20 protein-coding genes are annotated in these 26,224 nt (G+C 34.4%); 9 read left to right on the forward strand and 11 right to left on the reverse strand.

The annotated features are described in order from the left end of the window. Positions 1 to 37 precede the first annotated feature (37 nt). Positions 38 to 2,044: a urocanate hydratase gene (locus ACYQ5R_RS05900; protein WP_460189994.1), complete on the reverse strand. Its 2,007-nt coding sequence runs from the start codon at positions 2,042 to 2,044 to the stop codon at positions 38 to 40. An 11-nt stretch (positions 2,045 to 2,055) separates the two neighbouring features. Beyond that, entirely contained in the window at positions 2,056 to 3,600 is a 1,545-nt protein-coding gene (gene hutH, locus ACYQ5R_RS05905) for a histidine ammonia-lyase (RefSeq protein WP_460189995.1), read from the reverse strand. A gap of 94 nt (positions 3,601 to 3,694) precedes the next feature. On the opposite strand from hutH, the gene ACYQ5R_RS05910 reads away from it, so the two are divergent. The 4 genes from ACYQ5R_RS05910 (at position 3,695) to ACYQ5R_RS05925 (ending at position 11,609) form a co-directional block, all read left to right on the forward strand. Then, complete coding sequence (locus ACYQ5R_RS05910; RefSeq protein WP_460189996.1) at positions 3,695 to 4,570, forward strand: LysR family transcriptional regulator; 876 nt, start codon at positions 3,695 to 3,697, stop codon at positions 4,568 to 4,570. Positions 4,571 to 4,705: 135 nt separating this feature from the next. Continuing rightward, positions 4,706 to 5,581, forward strand: coding sequence for a hydroxypyruvate isomerase family protein (locus tag ACYQ5R_RS05915; RefSeq protein ID WP_460189997.1), 876 nt, complete (start codon positions 4,706 to 4,708; stop codon positions 5,579 to 5,581). Positions 5,582 to 5,970: 389 nt separating this feature from the next. After that, on the forward strand, positions 5,971 to 10,560 hold the full coding sequence (locus ACYQ5R_RS05920) for a T9SS type B sorting domain-containing protein (protein ID WP_460189998.1): 4,590 nt from the start codon (positions 5,971 to 5,973) through the stop codon (positions 10,558 to 10,560). A 77-nt stretch (positions 10,561 to 10,637) separates the two neighbouring features. Continuing rightward, the gene (locus ACYQ5R_RS05925) at positions 10,638 to 11,609 is read left to right on the forward strand and encodes a PorP/SprF family type IX secretion system membrane protein (RefSeq protein ID WP_460189999.1); all 972 of its coding nucleotides are present in this window, start codon (positions 10,638 to 10,640) and stop codon (positions 11,607 to 11,609) included. Positions 11,610 to 11,677: 68 nt separating this feature from the next. Here the strand turns inward: ACYQ5R_RS05925 and ACYQ5R_RS05930 are convergent, their stop codons facing one another. After that, entirely contained in the window at positions 11,678 to 12,856 is a 1,179-nt protein-coding gene (locus tag ACYQ5R_RS05930; protein ID WP_460190000.1) for a vWA domain-containing protein, read from the reverse strand. A gap of 237 nt (positions 12,857 to 13,093) precedes the next feature. Here ACYQ5R_RS05930 and ACYQ5R_RS05935 point away from each other — a divergent pair, with 237 nt between their 5' ends. From ACYQ5R_RS05935 to ACYQ5R_RS05945, 3 genes are read left to right on the forward strand one after another with little or no spacing between them, the layout of a single operon-like run. Beyond that, positions 13,094 to 15,286 carry a tetratricopeptide repeat-containing sensor histidine kinase gene (locus ACYQ5R_RS05935; protein WP_460190001.1) on the forward strand — a complete coding sequence of 731 codons (2,193 nt, stop codon included), beginning with the start codon at positions 13,094 to 13,096 and terminating at the stop codon, positions 15,284 to 15,286. 10 nt (positions 15,287 to 15,296) lie between these two features. Beyond that, on the forward strand, positions 15,297 to 15,872 hold the full coding sequence (locus ACYQ5R_RS05940; protein ID WP_460190002.1) for a hypothetical protein: 576 nt from the start codon (positions 15,297 to 15,299) through the stop codon (positions 15,870 to 15,872). Between the two features lie 2 nt (positions 15,873 to 15,874). Then, complete coding sequence (locus ACYQ5R_RS05945) at positions 15,875 to 16,609, forward strand: LytR/AlgR family response regulator transcription factor (RefSeq protein WP_460190003.1); 735 nt, start codon at positions 15,875 to 15,877, stop codon at positions 16,607 to 16,609. Here ACYQ5R_RS05945 and murI read toward each other — a convergent pair. The 8 genes from murI to ACYQ5R_RS05985 form a co-directional block, all read right to left on the reverse strand. Next, positions 16,606 to 17,391, reverse strand: coding sequence for a glutamate racemase (murI, locus tag ACYQ5R_RS05950; protein ID WP_460190004.1), 786 nt, complete (start codon positions 17,389 to 17,391; stop codon positions 16,606 to 16,608). The two genes, ACYQ5R_RS05945 and murI, sit on opposite strands and share 4 nt — an antisense overlap. A gap of 68 nt (positions 17,392 to 17,459) precedes the next feature. Continuing rightward, positions 17,460 to 17,966, reverse strand: a complete 507-nt coding sequence (locus tag ACYQ5R_RS05955; protein ID WP_460190005.1) for an OmpH/Skp family outer membrane protein — start codon at positions 17,964 to 17,966, stop codon at positions 17,460 to 17,462. 16 nt (positions 17,967 to 17,982) lie between these two features. Further along, positions 17,983 to 18,819, reverse strand: coding sequence for an OmpH/Skp family outer membrane protein (locus tag ACYQ5R_RS05960; RefSeq protein WP_460190006.1), 837 nt, complete (start codon positions 18,817 to 18,819; stop codon positions 17,983 to 17,985). A gap of 68 nt (positions 18,820 to 18,887) precedes the next feature. Then, on the reverse strand, positions 18,888 to 21,449 hold the full coding sequence (gene bamA, locus ACYQ5R_RS05965) for an outer membrane protein assembly factor BamA (RefSeq protein WP_460190007.1): 2,562 nt from the start codon (positions 21,447 to 21,449) through the stop codon (positions 18,888 to 18,890). Next, the gene (locus tag ACYQ5R_RS05970) at positions 21,446 to 22,198 is read right to left on the reverse strand and encodes an isoprenyl transferase (RefSeq protein WP_460190008.1); all 753 of its coding nucleotides are present in this window, start codon (positions 22,196 to 22,198) and stop codon (positions 21,446 to 21,448) included. The genes bamA and ACYQ5R_RS05970 overlap by 4 nt, the downstream gene beginning before the upstream one ends. Before the next feature lie 11 nt (positions 22,199 to 22,209). Beyond that, positions 22,210 to 22,884, reverse strand: coding sequence for a type IX secretion system protein PorG (gene porG, locus ACYQ5R_RS05975; protein WP_460190009.1), 675 nt, complete (start codon positions 22,882 to 22,884; stop codon positions 22,210 to 22,212). A gap of 153 nt (positions 22,885 to 23,037) precedes the next feature. Next, entirely contained in the window at positions 23,038 to 23,925 is an 888-nt protein-coding gene (locus tag ACYQ5R_RS05980; protein WP_460190010.1) for an NAD kinase, read from the reverse strand. Between the two features lie 2 nt (positions 23,926 to 23,927). Continuing rightward, on the reverse strand, positions 23,928 to 24,593 hold the full coding sequence (locus ACYQ5R_RS05985; RefSeq protein ID WP_460190011.1) for a CBS domain-containing protein: 666 nt from the start codon (positions 24,591 to 24,593) through the stop codon (positions 23,928 to 23,930). Positions 24,594 to 24,702: 109 nt separating this feature from the next. Between ACYQ5R_RS05985 and ACYQ5R_RS05990 the strand changes: the two genes are divergently transcribed. Both ACYQ5R_RS05990 and ACYQ5R_RS05995 read left to right on the forward strand, forming a co-directional pair. Next, complete coding sequence (locus ACYQ5R_RS05990) at positions 24,703 to 25,419, forward strand: pyridoxine 5'-phosphate synthase (RefSeq protein WP_460190012.1); 717 nt, start codon at positions 24,703 to 24,705, stop codon at positions 25,417 to 25,419. Beyond that, entirely contained in the window at positions 25,419 to 26,186 is a 768-nt protein-coding gene (locus ACYQ5R_RS05995) for an alpha/beta fold hydrolase (protein ID WP_460190013.1), read from the forward strand. The genes ACYQ5R_RS05990 and ACYQ5R_RS05995 overlap by 1 nt, the downstream gene beginning before the upstream one ends. The last annotated feature ends 38 nt before the right edge of the window (positions 26,187 to 26,224 follow it).

Raw genomic sequence — 26,224 nt, forward strand, 5'->3', positions numbered from 1 at the left:
TCCTAAAAAATTAAAGCCCTGCATTGCAGGGCTTTTTTTATAGTAAATTGTTTAATAAATCTTCTGAAACTTTATTAGGTAATGTAACTTTTAATGTTGGAGTTCGTTCCATCTCACGTTGAATTGCAAATAAGGCTTCATCGTTTCTTGCCCAACTTCTACGAGCAATTCCATTATTTACATCGTAAAACAACATGCTTTCTAGTCTTTTGTTTGCACTTTCTGTACCGTCTAAAACCATTCCGAAACCACCATTAATCACTTCTCCCCAGCCAACGCCGCCACCGTTGTGTATAGATACCCAAGAGGCACCTCTAAAACTATCGCCAATCACATTGTGTATAGCCATGTCTGCTGTGAACTTGCTTCCGTCATAAATATTGCTCGTTTCTCTATAAGGAGAATCGGTACCACTAACATCGTGATGATCACGACCTAAAACTACAGGCGCACTCAAAGTACGATTGGCCACAGCCTTGTTAAATGCTCTTGCTATTTTAATACGACCTTCTGCATCTGCATATAGTATTCGAGCTTGTGACCCTACAACTAATTTATTTCTTTTTGCATTGTCAATCCATGTGATGTTGTCTTGCATTTGCAATTTTATTTCGTCTGGAGCTGTTTGCATCATTTCTTCTAAAACTTCCATTGCAAGATTATCTGAAATATCTAAATCATCTGGATTTCCAGAAGTACATACCCATCTAAAAGGTCCAAAACCATAATCAAAACACATTGGCCCTAAAATGTCTTGAACATAACTCGAGTATTTAAACTCTTCTTTGTTTTTCATGATATCTGCTCCGGCTCGAGATGCTTCTAATAAAAATGCATTTCCATAATCAAAAAAGTAGGTGCCTTTAGCAGTATGTTTATTAATAGCTGCAGCATGACGTACTAATGAATCTTGAACATATTTTTTAAAGAGCGACGGATTTTCTTTTATCAAGAAATTGGCTTCTTCAAAACTTATCCCTACAGGATAATACCCTCCAGACCAAGGGTTGTGTAATGATGTTTGATCAGATCCTACATGTACATATACTCCTTCTTTATATAAGTGTTCCCAAACATCAACTACATTACCTATAAAGGCTATAGCTACAGTTTCATTATTTTTCTGAGCTTCTTTGATTCTTACGACCAAATGTTTGACATTGTCAATTAAAACATCGGCCCATCCTTGTTCGTATCTTTTTTGGGCTGCTTTTGGATTTACCTCGGCACAAACAGTTATACAACCAACAATATTTCCAGCTTTAGGCTGAGCGCCGCTCATTCCACCTAAACCGGAAGTTACAAATACCTTCCCTTTTGGAGTTTCATTTTTAGGAAGTATCTTTCTAAAAGCATTCATAACAGTAATAGTGGTGCCATGTACAATTCCTTGAGGACCAATGTACATGTAAGAGCCTGCCGTCATTTGTCCGTACTGCGTTACTCCTAAAGCATTGAATTTTTCTAAATCATCTGGTTGTGAATAATTAGGAATCATCATACCATTGGTAACAACCACTCTAGGGGCATCAGTAGATGAAGGGAATAAGCCCATTGGATGACCAGAATACATATGCAATGTTTGTTCATTTGTTATTTCAGACAAGTATTGCATTGTTAAAAGATATTGTGCCCAATTTTGAAATACAGCTCCGTTACCACCATAGGTAATAAGCTCTTCAGGATGCTGTGCTACGGCTGGATCAAGATTGTTTTGAATCATCAACATGATTGCAGCTGCTTCTGTTGTTTTTGTAGGATAGTCATCAATTGGTCTAGCATAAATATCGTATTCGGGTTTGAATCTGTGCATATAGATTCTTCCTAAATCATTGAGTTCTTCAGCAAATTCAATTGCTAACTCTTGATGCCAATTTACAGGGAAATAGCGCAATGCATTTTTTATAGCAAGCTTCTTTTCTTCAGAGTTAAGTATGTCTTTTCGCTTTGGAGCGCGATTGGCATCTTTTGGATATGACTTTCTTGCAGGAAGCTCAGAAGGGATTCCTTGTTGAATATGTTGTTGAAATTCTTGTACTGTCATTTTAATTGTGTTTAATAGGTTTCGAATAACGTATCAAATTCACTAAATGCAACTTGCATTTTTGTTAAGTTTAAAAGGCTTCCGTTTTGTATAAGGTCAGTTGCCTTAGCAATGTCGTATGAGAAAATACGATCTTCTTCAGCAAAACTCACATGTTTTCTAATCTCGTCATGAACTTCATCTAAAATTTTAGACGATTTAAGAGGTTTTCTAAATTCAAATGCTTGGGCAGCACTAAGTAGCTCTATTGCAAGTATCTTTTCTAAATTATTGATAACTCTAAGCGCTTTGCGACCACCAATAGATCCCATGCTCACATGGTCTTCTTGCCCTAAAGAAGTTGGTATGCTATCTGCACTTGCAGGAAAACATAACCCTTTATTCTCACTAACCAATGCTGCTGCAGTGTATTGAAGAATCATAAACCCAGAATTCAATCCTGTGTCTTCCATCAAAAGTCGAGGGGTGCCTTTGTATTTGCCTTCTAAGGCTAAATAGGTTCTTCTGTCTGATATAGACCCAAGTTCAGCAGCTGCTAAACAGACATAATCTAAAGGAAGGGCTAAAGGCTGTCCGTGAAAAGAACCACCGCTAATAATTAGTTCTTCAGAAATTATAATTGGGTTGTCGGTAGCAGAATTCATTTCAACTTCAACCAATTCTTTTAAATGTACCCATGCATTTCTAGAGGTACCATGTACTTGAGGCATGCACCTCAAAGAATAAGGGTCTTGCACTTTATCGCAATCTACATGTGATTTGCCAATTTCTGAGTCTTTAAGAAAAGAAGAAATACGTGCCGCAACATGAATGTTTCCTTTGTAGGGTCTTGTTGCATGTAGTTCTTTGTGAAATGGAGATTGAGATCCCATCAAACCTTCTATCATTAAAGCGCCAATAACATCTGCATGGGCTAAACAATTGTATAATTTATCTACAACAAGAACAGCATGCGCAAGAATAAATTGAGTGCCGTTAATTAAAGCCAAACCAGCTTTCGGGTGTAATTTCACCGGTGATAAATGATGCGCCTGTAGAACTTTATTACTAGGAAGGCGTTCTCCATTATAGAATACTTCTCCCTCTCCAATCAGTGGCAAAAACAAATGAGATAGCGGACATAAATCTCCTGAAGCTCCCACTGAACCTTGTTCTGGCACCACCGGAATTATATTATTATCTATATGCCATAGTATGCGATCAATAATTTCTCTAGAGATACCTGAGTGTCCTTGACTTAGTGATTGTACTTTTAATATCAACATTAATTTTGATAATTCTTCTGAAATAGGGTCTCCAACTCCCACACTGTGACTTAACAAAATTTTACGTTGTAACTCGCTTGTATCTTTAGGTGATATTTTAGTGTCACATAAAGGTCCAAAACCAGTATTGATACCGTAAACAGCTTGTTCTTTTTGTGCTGTATTTAGTACAATTTGATGCGCTTTTTCAATTTTGTTTGAAGTATTAGGCCCTATTGAAGTTTTTAAATCACCGCGCAAAATAGCCAATGCTTTTCCAACCGTTAAATGCTCTTCACCATATAAAAACATCTGATTCTTCTTTTTTAAAGTTCCTCAAAATTAATAGTATATTTGATGCTTAACAATATCAATATTGTCAATTATTAATAAATAATAGTTATCAATGGAATTACGTCATATCAACTACTTTTTAGCCGTTGCTGAAGATTTACACTTTAGAAAAGCTGCAGAACGTTTATACATTTCTCAACCAGGATTGAGTAGACAAATCAAACAACTAGAAGAAGAGTTAGGGTTTGATTTATTTGAGAGAAATAATAAGAAAGTCGCATTAACTAAGGCTGGAGAATATCTTAGAGATGAGTTTATTTTTGTAAATAAACATTTAGAAAAGGCGTTAGCTCATGCTCAATTAGTTGATGCTGGTAAGGAGGGTGAATTACATATGGGTTATTTAGGATCAGCCATGCAAAATGTAATACCAAATTTGTTATTGTCTCTTAAAAGAAATTATCCGAACATCCATTTCACATTGAAAGAAATGGAAAATCCTGATCAAATTTCGGCGCTGTTGCAACAAGAAATCGATTTAGGTTTTGTGCGTTTAAACAGGGTGCCAAGAGGATTGAAAATGATTCCTGTTTTTGAAGATACATTTTCTTTAGTACTGCCTGAAAATCACCCTTTAACCACCGACCTATTTAAAAGTCTTAAGCAATTAAAAGATGAAGAGTTTATTTTGTTTGAACAATCGTATAGTCCATTTTATTTTGAACAAGTGATGCAATTATTTGATAAAGCCGGATTCGATCCGAAAATATCTCACAATTCCGTTCATGCTGGAACCATTTTTAAATTGGTTGAAAATAACTTGGGAATTTCAATTGTACCTACGGCATTACAAAAAGGATATACAGGTGCCATTAAATTTATTGAATTGCGGAAATTAAAGTTACGCACAACGCTTTCTGCTGTTTGGAATTCTGAAAATCGAAACCCCTTACTAAAGAATATAATTGATAGTTTAAACGAGAAATAGTTGGAGCAATATTATTTTGATAATAAACAATTAATCCATAAATAGTTGTTTTAATTCAAGAGGTATTTTTGATAAATGTTAATGCAAGTAATAAATCAAATTTGCTACATTTAAACATTATAAATTTATCTAACCATGAAAAGAAGAGACGTACTCAAAAATATATCATTAGGAGCAGGTGCATTAGCAGTTAGTAATATAAATACATTTGCCCAATCAACTCTTGATACAAATACTCCTTTTAGTTTAAAAGGCAACATCAATCATTCAGTATGTCGGTGGTGTTTTAGTAAAACTCCTTTAGAGGAATTGGCTGAAAAATCGGCTGATATGGGTATTAAAGCTATTGATTTATTGAAACCTGAAGAATGGGCTATAGTAAGTAAGTATGGTTTAAAGTGTTCACTTGGTACTGATACCTTTGCCAATATTAAACATGGTTTTAATGCGGTAAAGAATCATAAACCATTGCAGGAGCAATATTCAGGATTGATAGATAAAGCGGCTGACGCAGGTGTAAAACAGGTGATTGTATTTTCGGGCAATCGATTTGGTATGGATGATGAAATAGGATTAGAGAATTGTGCTGTAGGATTAGATCCATTAATTAAACAGGCTGAGAAAAGAGGTGTAACAGTTATTATGGAATTATTGAATAGTAAAGTGAACCATAAAGATTATATGTGCGATAATTCACCTTGGGGAATTAAATTAGTAGATAAAATAGGTTCTGAAAACTTTAAATTATTATACGATATTTACCATATGCAGGTAATGGAAGGAGATATTATTGCTACCATACGCCAAAATGCTAATTATTATGGACACTACCATACAGCAGGAGTACCTGGTAGAAATGAGATTGGCGACACACAAGAATTGTATTATCCTGCAATTATGAAAGCAATAGTTGAGACAGGATTTAAAGGATATGTGGCACAGGAATTTATTCCGGTATCAGAAGATAAACTCGCAGCTTTAAGGCAAGCCATTCAAATTTGTGATGTTTGAGCTACCTATAGACTTACTTCGTAAAAAGTGATTTTCGATAGTCTTTTTTTAATATTTAAACTTAACATTAAATTAGAACCATTGTATGAAAGAAGTAATACTTCTTATGGCGTCTTTTCTTATACTTTTTAATGCCTTATTCATAAGGCGGATATCTTATTAAGATCTAAAGACTCTGTCTATAATAAAACGGAATTCAAGTTGCGTTTAGTAGCTAATAATTCAATACACATAGTTTTATTAATAATACACTTATCAATCAAAGAAAATATAGAGATCCTATCCAGATTAGCTTTGGTTTAGTATTTTATTTTTAGGTAAATACCTTTACTTTATTTTCAAGTTTAAGCTTGAAAAATACGTATATTAGCACTCCTTAAAAAATTACTATGCCTATTACCTTGATAAAAAGAGGATTGTTGCTCATTTTTATTTTAAATTTGAGTTTAGCAACCGCTCAAAATTTAGTTCCTGGAGGAATTTATGCCGGTTCGAACCGGACTTTAAATTGTACATCAGGATCTTGCACTACCTTATCTGCAGACTTTCATGAATCAACAGAGACAAATGCACGTTATAATGTAATGTCTTTACCTATGGATCCTGTGGTTGTAACATTACCTAGTAGTATTTCTTTGGATGATTCGTACTCACCAATTATTGATTTGGGATTTACATTTTGTTATTTTGGTGAAGAGAAAACTCAAATTGTTATTGGAGATAATGGCTTGATTTCATTTAACCTAGATTATTCGAATGTTGCACCCGGTGGAGCGCAATGGCAAATTAATCAGAATTGGGATGTTCCGAGTAGTAATTTACCTGAAGATGCTGTTTTTGGTGCATTTCATGATTTGTATATAGAAGAAGGAGGTGAAATTACTTATGGTGTTACTGGTATTGCACCATTTAGAGCTTTTGTTATTAACTATAGAAGTGTAGCTCAATACAATGCCACAAATGGTTGTGTAGAACCAACAACTCAACAGATTGTATTACACGAAACATCAAATTTTATAGATGTATACATTACTGATAAACCTGCTTGTACTGGCTGGAATGGCGGGATAGCAGTAATAGGTATTCAAAATGGTTCAGAAGGGTATACCGCTCCTGGAAGGAATACTTCAGACTCTCCTTGGTCTGCCAGAGACGAAGCATGGAGATTCGCTCCTCAGGAAGATGGAGCTATTACTTATACTTTAGATTGGATTAATAATACTACAGGTTTAGTAGAAAGTAATGATATAGATTATGATATCTGTCCAACTGAAACCACAACATATACAGCCTCTGTCACTTGGATAAGTTGTACGGGATCTACAGTTTCTGCTGCAGATGATGTAACAATCACAGTAGATTTACCTTTTTCAATTGATATTGATGGAGGTGATCGAGATTTTTGTGTGGGCGACCCTCCTTATACTATAACAACCACTGCAGTAACAACTGGAGGTGTTACAGTAGATTCTTATAACTGGTATGAAATTGGAGACCCAAGCACATCCTTAGGAACTTCAGATATTTTAACCGTTGGTGTGTCGGGTACCTATGTAGTTGAGGCTACTGATTCAGGTGGGTGTACATTGTCTCAAGAAGTCGTTATTAACTATAATCCAGTTCCTGATGCAGGAACAGATGGTTCAATTGATGTTTGTTCTACAGACGGTACTGTTGATCTTTTTACGTTATTAGGAGGAACACCAGATACAGGTGGATCTTGGACACCGGCTTTAGCAAGTGGGACCGGAGTGTTTGACCCATCTGTTGATCCAGGAGGAATTTACACTTATACACTTACCGCAGGCACATGCCCTGATGTTTCATCAGAGGTAAATATAACGCTTAGCGTTGCTCCAAATGCAGGAGGTTCTGTGATAGAAGAATTTTGCAGTACGGATTCAGCAGTAGATTTATTATCCCTTTTGACAGGTGCACCGGATACAGGAGGAACGTGGTCGCCATCTTTAACAAGTGGTACTGGAGTTTTTGATCCTTCGTTAGATGGAAGTGGAATATATACATATACCGTTGCAGGTACAGGAAATTGTGCAGATGCAATGGCAACAGTAGATGTAACTGTTAACATCGCTCCAGATGCAGGATTAGATGGAACTGCTGATTTTTGTAGTACAGATGCTTCTGTTGATTTATTTACCTTTTTAGGAGGTACACCAGATTCCGGTGGAACTTGGTCTCCAGCTTTAGCAAGTGGAACAGGTGTTTTTAACCCATTAGTTGATGCTGCTGGAGATTACACTTATATTGTTGCTGGTGGCGGTTGTGCAGATGCGACCGCATTTGTGAGAGTGACATTAGATGTAGCACCAAATGCAGGTATAGATGATGTTCTTGATATTTGTAGTACGGATGCTTCTGTTGATTTATTTTCGGTATTAGGAGGCACACCAGATACAGGTGGAACCTGGTCACCTGCTCTAACAAGTGGTACAGGTGTTTTTGATCCTTCTCTTGATGGTGGAGGTATTTATACCTATATGGTCGCCGCAACAGGAAACTGTGCTGTTGATGACACCGCTAATATTACTGTTAATGTAAGTGTTTCACCTTATGCAGGAACAGACGGAAATATAAACTTTTGTAGTACAGATGCTGCCACTGATTTGTTCGCATCTTTAGGTGGCACTCCCGATGCAGGTGGTATATGGAGTCCAACCTTAACAAGTGGAACAGGAGTTTTTGACCCTGCTGTTGATTTGGCAGGAACTTATACGTATACAGTTACAGGTGCTGGTGCTTGTTTAGATGCTACAGCCTCGGTAGTTGTAGGTATAGATGCAGCTCCAGATGCAGGTTTAGATGGAACAGCAGACTTATGTACAAATAATACTTCCGTTGATTTATTTACTTATTTAGGAGGTACTCCAGATACGGGAGGAACTTGGAGTCCTGCATTAACTAGTGGATCAGGTGTATTTGATCCTGCATTAGATTTGGGAGGAATTTATACTTATACTGTAACTGCTTCTGGAATGTGTGCTTTAGATGATTTCGCCACAATAACAGTAAACTTAAGTACTGTACCAAACGCAGGTACTGATGATTCCATAACACTTTGCAGTACAGATGCCGCTGTAGACTTATTTACAATTTTAGGAGGAACTCCGGATGTTGGAGGAACTTGGAATCCTACATTAACTAGTGGAACGGGAGTTTTTGACCCAGCCGTTGATATTGCTGGAAATTATACATATACCGTGTCTGGAACTGGGGTTTGCGCAGATGCAATTGCAATAATTAGTGTAGGTGTTGATTTAGCGCCAGATGCTGGAACAGATGGTTCTATAGAAGTTTGTACCAGCGATGCTATGGTTGATTTATTCACAATTCTCGGTGGTACACCAGATACAGGAGGAACTTGGTCGCCAGCTTTAACAAGTGGTACTGGAATATTTGATCCTGCTGTTGATGGCGGTGGAATTTACACATATATAGTTAGTAATGGTGTTTGTACAGATGCCATTGCTCAGGTGACAGTTAATTCGTATACTGCGTCAAATGCTGGTGTAGATGCTACCACTACATTGTGCAGTACCGATGCCACTTTAGATTTGTTTACCGTTTTAGGAGGTACACCAGATATTGGAGGAACTTGGAGTCCTGCACTTACAAGTGGAACAAGTGTATTTGATCCTGCAATTGATGCAGCTGGAGATTACACCTACACCATTGCAGGAGTTGGGGTTTGTTCAGATATTAGTGCAATTGTAACAGTTAATGTTGACATTGCTCCGAATGCAGGAACAGATAGTATGACAGAAGTTTGCTCAACAGACGCATCAATAGATTTATTTACCTTGTTAGGAGGTACACCAGATACGGGAGGAACTTGGAGTCCTGTATTGGCAAGTGGAACAGGTATATTTGATCCGGCTATAGATCCTGGAGGGAACTATACTTACACAGTTAGCAATGGTGTTTGTATAGATGCAACTGCTACAATAGATGTAACGAAATATGAAGCTCCAAATGCTGGAGAAGATGCTAATACCGCTTTTTGTAGTACTGATGCCGCTTTAGATTTATTTACTGTATTAGGAGGAACACCAGATACTGGTGGTACTTGGAGTCCAGCCTTGACTAGTGGAACAGGTGTTTTTGATCCATCAGTTGATACGGCTGGAGTATATACTTATAAAGTTTTAGGTACTGGAACTTGTGCAGACAACACTGCAACAGTAACAGTTGATTTAGGTATTGCACCAGATGCTGGTGAAGATGCATTGACGTTATTATGCATGACTGATGGACCCATAGATTTATTTGGTTTGTTAGGAGGAACACCTGATATAGGAGGAACATGGAGTCCTGCTTTGACAAGTGGTAATGGAATATTCGATCCAGCAATAGATGCAGCTGGGGTTTATACATATACGGTTGCTGGAAATGGATCTTGTAGCGATGTTTTTTCTCAAGTAACTGTTCAATTATCAGAAGCACCGTTTATAACCAATATTACCATTCAAGATTTCTCATCAAATAATATTATTACGGTTGAGGTTGTTGGTTTGGTAAGTGGTACGTCTTTTGGTATTGGTGCATTTGAATACTCCCTAGATGGAGTTGATTATCAGTCGGAGCCTGAGTTTGAAAATGTTGCTCCGGGAAATTATATTTTAAGAGTACGAGATGCAAACGGATGTGGCCCTGATGAAGCTAGAGCTATTTCGATAATAGGAGCCCCAAACTTTTTTACACCAAACAATGATTCCTATAACGATACATGGAATGTAATTAATCTAAGATCTGCGAGCCTTGTGAATCCATCAGATGGTGTTCAAATTTTTGATCGATTCGGAAAACTTTTGGCTGTAATTCTGCCTGAGTCTAACGGATGGGATGGATTTTATAATGGCGATCCGTTACCATCTGGAGATTATTGGTATCATGTTCAAATTAAGGACGCCAATGACAATCCTGTATTAAAGAGAGGACATTTTAGTTTAATTAGAAGGTAGTATAATAAATATGTTAATTAACGGTTTTAATGAAGCCAAAGCCTTATATTTGATACCGTTTTATTTTTTCGAAATAAATGAAGTTTAAAAAATTAAGTTTTCTTTTTGCATTTTTTATAGCTATTGTGGGGGCTAATGCACAAGAAACCCTTCCCATTTATTCTGATTATTTATCAGATAATGTTTATCTAGTTCATCCCGCCGCAGCAGGTATTGGAAATTGTGGAAAAATTAGATTAACCGCCAGAAATCAATGGGCTGGTGTGTCTGATGCTCCATCTTTACAAACATTAAGTTTTCATACTAGAGTTGGAGAAAAATCAGGTGTAGGAGCAGTTATATTTAATGATAAAAATGGTTTTCATTCACAAAAGGGAATCATGGGTACCTATGCATATCATATTGAATTGGGTAGGATTGATGATGTGAATTTATTGTCGTTTGGTATAAATTTGATGCTAGTTGAGAATAGTGTTGACGAAACATCTTTTGTGATTCCTGACCCAGTAATTACGCAAATAGTGCAAGCTCGTAATTATTTTAATGCCGATTTTGGTATGGCATATCACAATCAAGGGTTTTCATCTTATTTTACGGTAAAGAACCTTTTATTATCGGCTAGAAATTTATATGACGACGATTATGAGTCGTTAAATTTAAGAAGGTATTTAATTGGCGCGGGATATTATTTTAATCAAGATAAATCGGTACAATTTGAACCTTCTATTTTATTTCAATTAGTGGAGCGTACTGGTGAAAAGTTTATAGATTTTAACTTTAAGGCTTATAAAAATTTCGATAATGCACAGGTTTGGGCAGGTTTATCTTACCGTCAAGGTTTTGATGGGAATAATGTTGAAGAATTACGTTATATCTCTCCAATTATTGGTATTAATTACAAGAAGTTTATGGTAGGTTATACTTATACAAAGCAAACAGGAGACTTCTTGTTTGACGATGCTGGTTATCACCAAATTTCTTTAGGGTTTAACCTATTATGTAAAGAACCAAGAGGTGCAGGATGCCCTAATATTAATGCGGCATTCTAAAGTTTAAAAATATTATAGTAAAACGCCCGCGATAATCGCGGGCGTTTTCAGTTTAACTACCACCGGTATTATTCCCATGAATAATTTTTTTCTGACGCTTGCTTTTTAATAGCTTTAATCATAGCGCTGTCTAAAGTTTCATTCTGATTGGTATTTCGTTTTTCTATTGCGATATACTCCAACCTTTTTTTGTTTAATTCTTGTATTTCTTTTGTTATTCTATCTCTTTCAATTCGTTTAGTTGCAACATAAGCCTTAATTTCTTCGGTCGATTTATTTTTAAGACTATCTGGTAAACTACTTTTATCTAAAGATTCGTAGCTAAAGTCTGAGTCATCTTCAGCATCTACTAAATCCCAGCTTTTGTTACTGTACATTTTAGAACTTTTGCTCACTGCTCGATTTACCATAACCTTTTCTTCCATTTTCATAGCATTGGCATCTTGCATCATTTGTTTTTCCTTTTTACTTCTTCCGTGATTGCCATATCCTATATAGGTGTTGTTTAGTTGCTTGTTTAAAATAATAATTTGTTGGTCGTATGGTGTGGCAATATGAATTACTTCTTTATTATGGTCTATGGTCATAAATTCTCCACCTGCTAAAGTGGCTCCTTCCAACCATTTGCCTGAAACGCCATTGGAATAGCTACCACAGAATATCGTGTTTACAATAACATCATTTTCTTTTGCATTTAGAGCTGCATTGGTGTATTTTACTGGGCCTTGAGTAAATGGTTCGTTGCCGGCAATAAACATGAGATTTAAATCATTTGAAGTGTTTTTCCAATCTAATTGGTTTAAGGCTGTTTGAATTACTTGCCCACAATGTTCACTGCCTCCATTTGTTTTTAAAGCAAAAAGCTGTTCAGAAATATCATCTAAATCACTTGTAAAACCAAGTACTTGACGAATGTATCCTTCGGCAGAAGGCAACCCATCGTTTCCATATTCATACAAGGCAATTTCTAAATTAGGTTGTTGACTATTGCATTTTGCATACGAAAGCTCATTTACAATTTCCCAGAGCTGTGCTTTCGCTTGGTCAATCAAACCATCCATAGAATTACTAGTGTCTAATAAAAGTGCCACTTTTACTGTTGGCTCTTTCTTAATTTCGACAGGTTGCTTTACTACCAAAACGTCTTTGGTGTTTAGAGACATTGGTTGTTTTTTGTTGGTGTTTCCTTGGCAACTAATACAAATAGCAATTGAGGCTATTGCAGTTACAATTTTTAAATTTTTCATGGTACTAGATATTAAATTAATTGAGTTAGTAGAAGATTGTTGATTTTACCGTAAAACTATTATGAAGCTTTTAAAAGAAAAACTCCTAATGAGTAATCAGGGTGTTTGATTGCGTGAAGTAGGTCAATATTTTAGGGAACAATTCTTTATTCATTTAAAAGTAACGCGATTCATCATTAATTGAGCATATGCTATTTTTTCAATTGAATATTAGTGTGTAGATTTACCCTCAACAGTATGAAAAAAGTTATCCTTCTTATAGCGTTTGTAATAAGTGTAAGTTTAAATGCGCAAGTAAAGCGTAGTTATACTTCTACAATTATGTCAGAAGATGGTGCTCCTATGCAAAATGTGATGGTTCGTGTTAGAGGTACAGGGCAAACCGTATACACAAATGTACAAGGGGAGTTCACTGTTAATGCAAACCCTGGAGATGTTTTAATTATTTCTAAAGATGGTAAGAGAATAAATACTTTAACTTTAGATAATAGTAATTTTTATGAGATAGAAGACACCTCTGAGAGCTTACAAACAAAACAGGCACCAGTTTCGGCTCCATCAAAATCTAGGTATGGTAAAGTAGCTACTCAAAACAATTTTAAAGTAGCATTAGATTCTGCGCAATACTACAGTAAAATCAAACCTGAGGGTAGTATCTCTTTAATTGAAGGGGTTTTGCAGTCGCAATCAAAAACAAGAGGAAACCCTGAAACTTTAGCGAGAGCTTACAGTATTTTAGGAGATGTCTATATGCATTTAAAGCAGTTTGATTTAGCAGTTACAAATTTTGAAAGTGCCTTAAATTTTAAACCAGATAATGTGACTAAATTCAAACTCGCTAAAGCATATACTTTAGATGGGAATTTTGTTGAAAGTTCAGAAATGTATAACGAACTACTACAAGAGAAAAACCTAAATATACACCAACAAATTTCTATTTATGAAGGTTTGGGAGATAATTCGTCTCAACGGCTTGATGAATTAGATGAAGCTGTGAATCATTATAAAAAAGGGTTGCAACTTGCTGAAGCAAATGATGTAGAAGAAAAAATCACGGATTTAAATGATAAAATTGGATATTCTTTCTCATCACAAGGAGAGACAGAGGTTGCGGAAAGCTTTTATTCAAATTCTTTAAAATCAACCGATAGCATTGAAACTATAGAACAGGCCCGTTCAAGAAATTCTGTTGCGGACTTCTATGCTGATCAGAGAGCATATGATAAGGAGATAGAACTAAGAAAGCAAACGCTTTCTGCAGTTGAAGGTATTCAGTTGGAAGAAGCGGCAAAGGAGCCACCAGTCGAAATTTCAGCTCAAAAATTAAATTTGGATATTGGAAATGCTTATTTAAATAAAGGTGATTTGGCAGAGGCAGAGCCCTATTTAGAAAAAAGTATTGAAGAGGCGAGTAAGGCAAATGATTTAGAAACTCAGAAAGATGCGCTTCAAAAATTATCTGAACTTAATAGAGCAGCTGGTAAATCTGATGAAGCTCTAGAAAAGTATCAAGAGTATGCCAAATTGGTAGATGTATTATACCAACAAAAAGAGCAAGAAATTAAAGAGGCGGTCTCTTTAGGAATAGAATTAACAAACAAGCAAAACAGGATTAATAGTCTTGAAAAAGACAGGGAGTTATCTGAAACCAGATATAATTTCTTTCAATCTCAGCGAGATTTAACGGTAGAATCTTACCGAAGACAACAGGTAATTATTTATGCTTTATTGAGTGGTGTTTTACTCTTGATATTTTCTTTGTTCTGGATGTATAAAAGTAATAAGCAGCGCAGATTCGCAAATAATTTGTTAGCCTTAAAATCACTGAGATCACAAATGAATCCACATTTTATTTTTAATGCTTTGAATTCTGTTAATAGTTTTGTTGCTCAGAATGACGAAAGAGCAGCAAATCGATTTCTTACAGACTTTTCGAGATTAATGCGGAGTGTTTTAGATAACTCTGAAGAGGATTTTATTCCATTATCTAAAGAAATTGAGTTATTGAGCTTGTATTTAAAATTAGAACACTCAAGATTTGCCGATAAGTTTGACTATACATTGGATATTGATAAGCAAATAGAAATTGATGCATTTGAGATTCCACCAATGTTATTGCAGCCTTATGTAGAAAATGCTGTTTGGCATGGATTGCGATATAAAAAAGAAGTTGGATATTTGCGAGTAGTATTTAAGCAACAAGATATTCATACAGTTGAGATTGTTATAGAAGATAACGGGATCGGTAGAAATCAATCTAAATTACTTAAAACCCAACATCAGAAAAATCAACAAAGCAAAGGAATGGGTAATATTAAAAAGCGAATAGCTATCTTAAATACAATGTACGGGAACAAAGTAGCTGTTCGCATTGAAGACTTATTAAAAGACAATACAGGAACTAAGGTAATATTAACTCTAAAAAGATAATCGTTGAATAATGAAAAATCTCACCTTGATAGTAACTGTAATAATATTCATTGGTTGTGCAAAGAAAGAAGTAGAAGAAACCGAATTTAAACTTCCTTCTTGGGCTGTAGAAGTAGATAGTGTAATATCTAATTATAATAAGAATGCTAAAGTTATTAACGTAGCTGCGGATACATTACCCAATGGTTTGGAATATTTAGAGTTATATGCAACGGAGAATGGTATTGAAAAAATTTATGTTAAGACCTCTTTTAAAGGATATCATTTTGAAAGTATTTTATATGTTAAAAATGATCAACCTTATTTTTCTGAAGTAATTGGCATGCAGCCTCTAGTTAAACAAAGAAATCAGAATATGCAAAGTGGAGTTGCCACCTTGTTTAAAGAACGTTATTATTTTGACAAAGAAGAAATGCAGCTAAAGTTAAAGAAACTTATAGAGCTAGCAACTTTTGAAGATTACGAAGTAGGGAGAAAACAAATTGACACCATGTTTTATGCCTTAGACTCTGTAGATGATGTCAAGCGGTCATTCTTTCAAGTTGGGCAAATGTATGGTGAGATTAAAAAACGTATAATTAAGTAGAAATGAAACTTCGTACATATATAGTTGAAGACGAGCAGACGAGTAGAGATATTCTAAAAAGTTACTTGCAAAAGTATTGTCCGAATATTGAAATTCTTGGAGAAGCATCTAATATAGAAGATGCCCTAATTTTTATAAGAAATCACGAATTAGATGTGGTGTTTTTAGATGTAGAAATGCCTTACGGCTCTGGTTTTGATTTGTTAGATAAATTGCCTGATGTGCCGTTTGAAACAATTTTTGTTACAGCTTATGATCATTACGCCATTGAGGCGTTAAATAATCATGCATCATATTATTTGTTAAAACCAATATCTATTGACGATTTGATTAAGGCAGTAGATTACGTTTCATCAATAAAGGAAAAAGAGCAATCATTAGAAGCTTCTATTTTAAAACCAGCTTTACATATTCAAGTAGATAAAATTACAATACCAACTCAAGAAGGTTTTGAGGTAATTGAAACCAACCAAATTTTATATTGTAAAGCAGATGATAACTATACCCATATTAATCTTTTGAACGGTAAAAGTAAATTGGTAAGTAAAACCCTAAAACATTTTGAAACTATACTAGGAGATAGTGGCTTTGTTAGAATACATAAGTCGTATTTGGTAAATGTGAAAAGTATCGTTAGTTATAAAAAAGGGAAAGGAGGGACTATTGCATTGGAAAACGGAAAAGAGCTTTCTGTTGCTCCTTCTAGAAAAGCACAACTACTTTCTTTTTTTAGTTAAAAATCTTTTGATTTGACGGTGTAATTACTAGTCTCTGTAGCAAGTAGATTATTTAAAACAGCCTTGTTGTTATTGGTGTAAAAAATATGAGATCCTTCTAAAGTGTTAGAGTTAAGAAGATTGTTAAGTTCTAATATACTTTTAGTTTGTTTAGCCACCGCATATCCCGAATCTATAATTGTAACCTTAGGGCCAACAATGTCTTTTATTTGAGGTATTAAATATGGGTAATGCGTGCATCCTAGTACTAAATGGTCTATGTTTGCTTTTAACATAGGATTTAAATAGGTAATTAGAAGAGCTGTCATTTCTTTAGAATGCAACTTGCCAGTTTCAATAAGTTCAACAATTCCGGTTCCTATTTGTTCAACTACTTGAATGTTTGACGCAAAAGTTTGAGATGTTTTAGAAAATAATGAACTACTCAAAGTTCCTTTTGTTGCTAAAATACCAATATTATTAGTTGTCGTTTTTAGAGCTGCTGGCTTTATGGCTGGTTCAATACCAATAAATGGAACATCAAAATTAGATCTTAAAAAAGAAATAGAATTTGTGGTTGCAGTATTACATGCTACTACTATTAGTTTACAATTTTTCCTTAAAAGGATATTGACATTTTTAATGGAGAGATCAATTATTGCCTCTTTACTTTTTGCACCATAAGGAGCATTTTTACTATCTGCCAAATATATGGTGCTCTCGTTGGGTAGCAATTTTTGTATCTCTTTCCAAATAGAAGTACCTCCTATGCCAGAATCAAAAATTCCAATGGGTTTTTGCATACTACAAAAATAAAAAATCCCGAGTTTTATTTAACTCGGGATTTTAATATAATAAGTTCTGCACTTAATTATTGTGCTGTAATTCCCAATTTAGCCTTTACATTCTCTGTGATGTCTTTACCTTGAGCAACGATTAAAGAATTTACATCTAATACGTAATCATATCCTAATTCTTTAGCAACAGCATCAACAGCATTACGAGCTTTTTCAAAAATTGGCTTGCTCATTTCATTACCTTTATTAGCAATGTCGCGCTCAGCAAATTGCAATCCTTGTTGAATTTTTAAGTCTTCTTGCTGAACCTCTTTTACTCTTTTTTGATTTTCTTGTTGAGTTTGTTGAGGAGCTTCAGCATCATATTTTTTTACCTTTGCGTCTAATTCTTCACCTTTAGCCTTTAAATCGTCTTCATAGGTCTTCTTCAACTTTTCCAAATCATCATTCATTGCTTTAGTTTCTGGCATAGATTTAATGATTTCACCTAAATCTACATGAGCAACTTTAGATTGTGCTTGAACCATGTTAAAACCAAAAGCCACTACAGCGACTAATAAAAGGGTTTTTAAATTTCTCATTTTAGTTTGTTTTAATTTAACTGTTATTATTTTCTTCCTCTTTCGAATCTTTTTCTTGCTCTTTTTTCTCTTTATTTTCTCTAAGCTTAGCTCTAGCGTCTTCTTGTTTCTTAAGACGTTCTTGACGTTTCTTTTCTATTTCCGCTTTTTGAGCTTCTCTTTTTTTAGCACGGTCAGTTTTTGCTTGTTCTGCTTTATCAAGAGCAGCTTGTCTTTTTGCTTCTCTTTCTGCCAATGCTGCTTTTTCTTCTTCTGTTAATTCTCTAGTTATTTCAGGAGAATCATTATTCTTTGCTTTTGTTTTAGCATTGCGTTCTTTCGTTTTTTCAGCTCTCACGATGCTTTTCAAAACGAGGTCGCTAATATCTGCTTTTTTATTGGTATATAGCATAATAATATCAGAAGATTTATCAAAAATGATATCGAATCCTCTTCCTTTACCAATTTCTTGCACTGCGCTATATACTTGATCCTGAATTGGCTTAACTAATAATTTTCTGTAAAAGAATAAATCTCCATCTGAAGAGAAATAAGCCATTTCTGTTTTTTTCAATTCTTCTTCAACTATCGCAATATCCTCTAAACGTTCTTCAATTAAAACATCAGTCAATAAGGCGCGTTCATTAGCTAAATTGATTTTCATCGTTTCAATCTCACTTTTCAACTTATTAAGTTTACCCTGCCAAACAATAACTTTTTGATCTAATTGATTTTGAGCTTGTTGATATTCCGGAATATTCTCTAAAATATACGCTAAATCAACATAACCTATGCGTTGTTGATTGCGTTGACCAACTAGATTAAATATTATAAATAGTGCAAGTACATATGTCAAAAGAACTTTTTTAGTCATGATCGTGTGATTAGAGTTTAGAAAAAATCGTGCCATTTAAGATACATAACGTAAAAGTACTCAAATTATTAAAATTGCTGACCTATTATAAAGTGTGTCTGCCAACCAGAAACTGGTAATCCATCTCTAACAGGATCGAAACCATACGCAAAGTCAATACCTAATAACCCAAATGCTGGCATAAAGATTCTAACACCTGCTCCAGCAGATCTTTTTAAGTTGAATGATGTGAAATCGTCGAATCCATCATAAGAGTTACCGGCTTCTAAGAATCCAAGAACATAAATGGATGCTGAAGGTTTTAAAGTTACAGGATATCTCAGTTCCATTTGGAATTTGTTATATATAACACCTCCATCAACAGAAGAGATACTAGAGTTTTCGTAACCCCTTAAACCAATCGTTTCTCTACCATCTAATTGGAAAGTTGCTAAACCGTCTCCACCCACAAAATATCTTTCAAAAGGAGAGTAACCAATATCCTTATTATAATAGCCTAAGAAGCCCATTTCGGCATTAGACATTAATACAAATTTATCAATCAACGCGGTATACCAACGCCCTTTAAAACTCAATTTATAGTATTCTAACCACTTGTATTTTTCTTGGTCAGAAATTTCATTATAATCTTTACCATTTACTAATGAATATGGAAAAGTTAATTTTGCTCCGATATTAAATTCAGACCCATAAGTTGGGAAAATTGGGTTAGCCCCTGCTGAATTTCTCGATAAGTTAATTGCATATGCCAAGTTGTTTGAAACACCAGTTGAGAAAGAGAATGTAGCAATCGGGTAATTCTTTAAATCATAATGCTGTAAACTAACTGTTTGAGATAACTGGAAATAATCATCTGGCCATGTCAAACGTCTACCCAAACCAACTGAAGCACCAATAATATTTAAACGTTGATCTTTATCTACATCCCTTGTAATAAAATCATATCTAAACTGTTTAGATAAATAGAAAGAGAAAGACAACGACTGAGGCTTTTTACCACCTAACCAAGGTTCTGTAAAAGAGAAACTTGAGGTTGTATAATACCTACTCTTTTGTAAACGCAAAGATAGTGCTTGACCATCACCCATTGGTAAAGGTTTGTATGCATCTGCATTAAATATATTTCGAATAGAGAAATTATTAAATGATAGACCCAATGTCCCTATAAAAGAACCACCACCATAACCACCTTGTAGTTCAATTTGAGAAGCTCCTTTTTCTACAACTGTATAATCTATATCAACTGTTTTATCGTAATAGTTTGGTTGTAAATCTGGCGTAATACTCTCAGGGTCAAAAAATCCTAATTGCCCCAACTCACGTATGGTTCTAATAATATCCTCTTTTCGGTATAAGTATCCAGGGCGCGTTCTAATTTGTCTATAAATAACGTGATCGTTCGTTCTATCATTACCATTAACTGTAACACTTCTTAAAGTTGCTGGTTCATCTTCAAAAATTCTAATCTCTACAAAAATAGAATCATTTCTAACCATGGTTTCAACTGGAGTAACCTGTGAGAATAAGTAACCACTGTTTTGGTATAAAGAAGAAATATCGTCAGATTCTGGTGTGCCATCACCTAAAACACGCTCTTTTAAAACTTTAGCATTGTATACTTGACCTCTATCAATGCGCAATACACGCTGTAAAGCATCATCTGAATAAACGGTATTGCCTAAGTAGTCTATACTACCAAAGTAGTATTTTTTACCTTCTTCTAATGCGATATGAACATTAATAGTACCATCATCATTCCAAGATATAGAATCATTCAAAATTCGAGCATCACGATGTCCCTTCTCACTATATTTGTCTAACAAAGCTTGTTTATCGGCATCGAAATCTTCTTGAATAAATTTTGAGGTTTTCCAAAAACGACCGGGAAATTTCTCCTTTGTGTTTTTCAAAGCGCTTTTTAAGGTTTTATCACTCACCTTGTCATTACCATCTATGATAATATCTTTTATTTTTACTTTTTTACCTTTATCAACATGAACAAGCATGTTTTGCGCATTAATTAGAGTCGTATCTACTTTGGTATCTATTGTCACTTTAGTATTTAAGTACCCCTTTTCTTGGTATTTTTTACGAATATAATTTTCTGAGGTAACTAATAAGTTGTCGGTTAGGTTTGCACCCATTTTTAACTCAGTATCGTCTTGAAGCTCTTTAGCCTTGTTTTTCTTGACACCAGTAAATGTAATCTCATTTAATTGGGGCAACTCAGTTACATCAATTTCTAAATATACTACATTACCATCAACTTTAGATACATAAACATCTACATTGCTAAATTGTTTTTGTTCATATAGTTTTTTAATGGCACTAGACAATTTATCTCCAGGTAGTCTTATTTCTTGTCCTACTTTTAACCCTGAAAAGGTTTTTACTGCGTTTTCACTAAATTTTTGTAAACCTGTTACAGAAATTCCTCCAAGTTCATAAGTTTTGTTTCGCTCAAATCTTACAGGTGCAGTTGGTATTGCAACTGTATCTTTAGCAATATCTTTAATAGAATCTAAAGGTTGAATATTAACATTTCCGCTAACATTAGAAGTCGTTTCTTGAGCAAAAGTTTGGGTTAGTATAAAAAGTAAGGTAATGAATACGGGTATTTTATATCTCATCTGCTTGTTTCAATTTGTTCGCCTGTTTTACCGTAGCGTCTTTCCCTATTTTGATATTCGATAATTGCATTGTAAAAATCTTGTTTCGAAAAATCGGGCCAAAGCACATCAGTAAAATGCAGTTCAGCATAAGCAATTTGCCATAATAAGAAATTACTTATCCTTTTTTCACCACTCGTTCTTATCATTAAATCAACATCCGGCAAAGTAAACGTATATAAATGATTATTTATAATATTTTCATCAATTTCTTCGATGCTTAATTTGTTATTAACAACTTTTTTAGAAATATTTCTAAAGGCATTAACAATTTCTTCTCTAGACCCATAACTCAATGCAATAGTTAGGGTAAGAGCAGTATTATTTTTGGTTAATTCAATTACTTTATCAAGTCCTTTTAAAACTGAAGATGGAAGGTTTTTTCTATTGCCAATAACCTGGAGCCTAATATTATTTTTATGTAATTCTGCTGCTTCGCTTTTTAAAGAAGTTAATAGCAACGTCATTAAAGTTTTTACTTCAGCTTTGGGCCGATTCCAATTTTCCGTAGAGAAGGCAAAAAGTGTTAAGGCCTTTACTCCTAAATTACCTGCAGCATCTATTGTAGAGCGCACTGCTTTAACGCCATTTTTATGACCAAACACACGAGGCTTTCCTTGTTTTTTAGCCCAACGACCATTACCATCCATAATAACAGCTACATGGTTTGGTATTTTTTTTGGATTAATTTGTGTTGTTTTTGTGGTCATTTAATTTTTGATTATTCAGCATAGCACGGTGGCCTACCAAAGGTGTACACCAAATTAATACCGGTAAACATATACCAATCATTATTATTTGGATTTCCAAAAGTTAACTCAGGGATATATGGGTTATTATAATCTATATTATCTTTTATTGTGTATCGTGCTCCAACTTCAACCGCCATTGCCAACGGTCCTGCTAATTTGAATTTATAACCAAAACCAAAAGGTATTGCAACTGTTGTTATAGATGAATACTCATAGGTGTCAGGTCCGGTTCTTAAATTTGTGTGTTTGTAGTTTACCGCAGCTATTTCTGCCAATATATAAGGTGTATGCGTTTTGTCTTGAGTATCTAAATTGTATTCGAAAAAAGAAAATTCTACACCAGCCCCAAATTCATACAAAGAATTGTTGAAACTCAATCCTCGATCTGCCCTTCCAGGGTGGTTTGAGTCTGCATCATTTGAAGAGATTCCAAAATATGTAAAGTTTCCTCTCAAAGCAATTCTTGGATTTAAGTTGTATTTATACAGTATTCCCAATGCCAAATCATTTGGTCTTATATAATTAGTAGGGCCAATATCGCCAATGTAATTGCTTCCACCAACCTGAATACCAACTTCGTGTATTTGAGCTGAGGTTGAAATGGATGCCAACAATATGACGGTAAATAAAAACTGTTTTATCATAATAAATTAGCGTGCAAATATAGTTAATTCAATTCGTTTTGAATAAGGACTTAAACACTTTTTTGATAACACAAAAAGCATTGAATTATTGTGAATTACGCTGCTAATTTTTTTGTGAAAAAATTGAAATAAAAATGACCTGTTAGATAAGGATTATTGATTTCTAGTGTCTTCACCCCACAGCATTTTTTCTCGTAAGGTTTTAATGAATGTTTGATCGTTTAAATGGATCATTTTTATGGAGAATGAGGCCTTTTCGATATGAATTTTAGTACCCTTAGGAATAGTTGCAATTCTCGAATCTAATGATAGAGAGAAATCGTCTTCCCTACCAGTTATATCCATATCTATTTTTGTGTCTTCAGGAATAACCAATGGCCTTGCATTTAAATTATGTGGAGCAATTGGTGTTAAAACAAAGCTCTTAGCTTGTGGAGTTATAACTGGCCCTCCACAACTAAGTGAATACCCTGTTGATCCTGTTGGAGTAGCGGTTATTAAACCATCTGCCCAATAAGATGTTAGGTATTCTCCATCCAAATAGGTGTCTACTGTAATCATAGAGGCTGTATCTTTTCTGCTGACAGTTACTTCATTTAAAGCAAGATTGAATGAGGCTAAATTTTCTTGAGGAGGCTCTGTTTGTACTTGAAGTAATGAGCGCTCTCTTATTTGATAATCCTTCTTGTATAATGCAGCAACTGCTTCAGTAATTACTTCTTTTTTAACAGTTGCCAAAAAACCCAATCTACCTATGTTAACGCCAATAACAGGAATATTTGAATCTCTTATAAAGGTAATGCAACGCAACATTGTACCATCTCCACCTACAGTAAAAAACAAGTCGAATGAATCATCTAAATCTGAATAACTAGAAAATGTGGGATACGATTTTTCTAAATTTAAATGCTCTTTTACCAATTTTTCAAATCCAATTTCAAGATAAATTTCAGCGTTTCTTTGATTTAGAGCAGCTAATAATTCCTCAACAAAAGGCTTGGTGTCACTATTAAAATAATGTCCGTAGATAGCTATTTTCATACTTATATATTCAAGTATTTTTGAAGATAATTAGAGCGGTCTTTTAATTGTTCTAAAAATATGTCTTCTTTGTGTTTGGTTAAAACATTATAAGAGAATCTTCTAAAAGATTGTATTACCTCATTAATATCATTACTGGCAATTTTTAAAGTGATTCTAATAAAATTATCACGTTCTCCCGAAACAAAAACTCCTATTAGTTTCGCTTGACTTGATTCTACAATCTGAACAATTTCACTAAAAGAATAATTCTTTTCTTCTTTTTCAATCACTAAAAAGAAACCATCATTTCTCAATAATGGTGTATCATTAAAAAAGTGTAAAACGTCGGTTAATTCGTAATAACCGATATATTCGTTATTTTCAGATAGAACAGGTAAGATATTACTTTCACTTGCAGCAAAAATCTTTAAAATTTCTATCCAATTATTGGTTGCAGCAATATGAAATTCTTGATATAAATATTGATAATCTTTAAGACTTGCCGCTACATTATCAATAGTTCTAATATCATCCGCATTAATAGATCCAAGTAAAATATTATTCTTTACTACAGGTAAGTGCGAGTAAGCAAGCTCATTAAATAGTTGTCCAACCTCTGCAATTGATTGGGTTTCTTTTAGAGCAGCAATATCGTTTGATATGTATTCTGATATTTTCATATTCATTCATAGCAAAAGTACAAACATTAGACCAAAAAGTGTTCCTGTAATTATGTTTAAATCTATAGGCTTGTCTTTATTTATGCTGTATTTTTGTACGGTAAAAATTTGAGTCATGACAAAGCTTAGTGTTAATATTAATAAAATAGCAACTCTTAGAAATGCAAGAGGAGGTAATACACCTAATGTTGCAGAGGCTTCTATAAAGATCCAGTCTTTTGGTGCAGAGGGGATTACAATACATCCAAGACCAGATGAGCGTCATATAAGATATCAAGATGCTCGTGATTTGGTACCAACAATTAAAACTGAATACAATATAGAAGGTAACCCAATTAGAAAGTTTATCGATTTGGTGTTAGAAGTTAAACCTACACAAGTGACGCTTGTGCCGGATGCGGTTGATGCTATAACCTCTAATGCTGGATGGGATACTATTAATAATCAGGAGTTTTTGCAAGAAGTAATTGCAGAGTTTAAACGTAACAAGATTAGAACTTCAATATTTATTGATCCCGTGGCTGAGAATATTGAATATGCCGCTAAAACGGGTACAGATAGAATTGAATTATATACCGAAGGGTATGCAGTCGCTTATAGTAAAGGAGATAGAGATGCTATTAAACCATATGCCGAAAGTGCAAAATTAGCCCATGAATTGGGATTAGGTATTAATGCAGGGCACGATTTAAGCCTTGATAATATTCAATTTTTTGCGCAAAATATTCCTTTTTTAGATGAAGTTTCAATAGGTCATGCACTGATAGCAGAATCTTTATATTTGGGGTTAGAGAATGTTGTAAATATGTATTTACACAAATTACGAGGTTAATGGAGCTGTTGCACTCAAGAATTTTTGGAGAAGGAGAACCGCTTTTAATTTTACATGGTTTTTTAGGTTCTGGAGATAATTGGAAAACGTTAGGGAATCAATTTGCTCAAGACTTTCGGGTGCATTTAATAGATCAAAGAAATCATGGGAGAAGTTTTCATTCCGATGATTTTGATTATGAATTATTAGTAGAAGATTTAATCTCCTACATGCAACACCATCAAATAGAGAAAGCAAATTTTTTAGGTCACTCAATGGGAGGTAAAACAGCTATGTTGATGGCCGTTAATCACGAAGAATTAGTAGATAGATTAATTGTTGCAGATATCGCTCCAAGATATTACCCACCCCATCATCATGATATTTTAGAGGCATTGAGTTCTGTTGATTTTGATGTGCAAAAAAGTAGAGAAGAAGTTGAAAATGTTCTAAAATCATATATTCCAGAAATTGGTGTGCGTATGTTTTTAATGAAAAATGTGATGCGCACTAAAGAGGGCTTTGCTTTTAGAATGAACTTGCCAATTCTAACAGAGTATTATGAAGAAATAACAGTTGCTTTGCCATCTTTTACGCAATTTGAAGGACCAACCTTATTTTTGAGAGGTGAACATTCGGGTTATATAAGTAAAGAAGACGAAGGTTTAATTTCGGCTCATTTTCCAGAAGCTCAGATTAAAACAATAGCGAGAGGAAGTCATTGGTTACATGCAGATAATCCTCAAGATTTCTACAAAGAAGCAATCGGTTTTTTGAAACAGCAATAGCTTGTATAATTTTCATACCTTGTAGTTGTAATTTAAAC

It is taken from the genome of Urechidicola sp. KH5 (genome assembly GCF_054661455.1).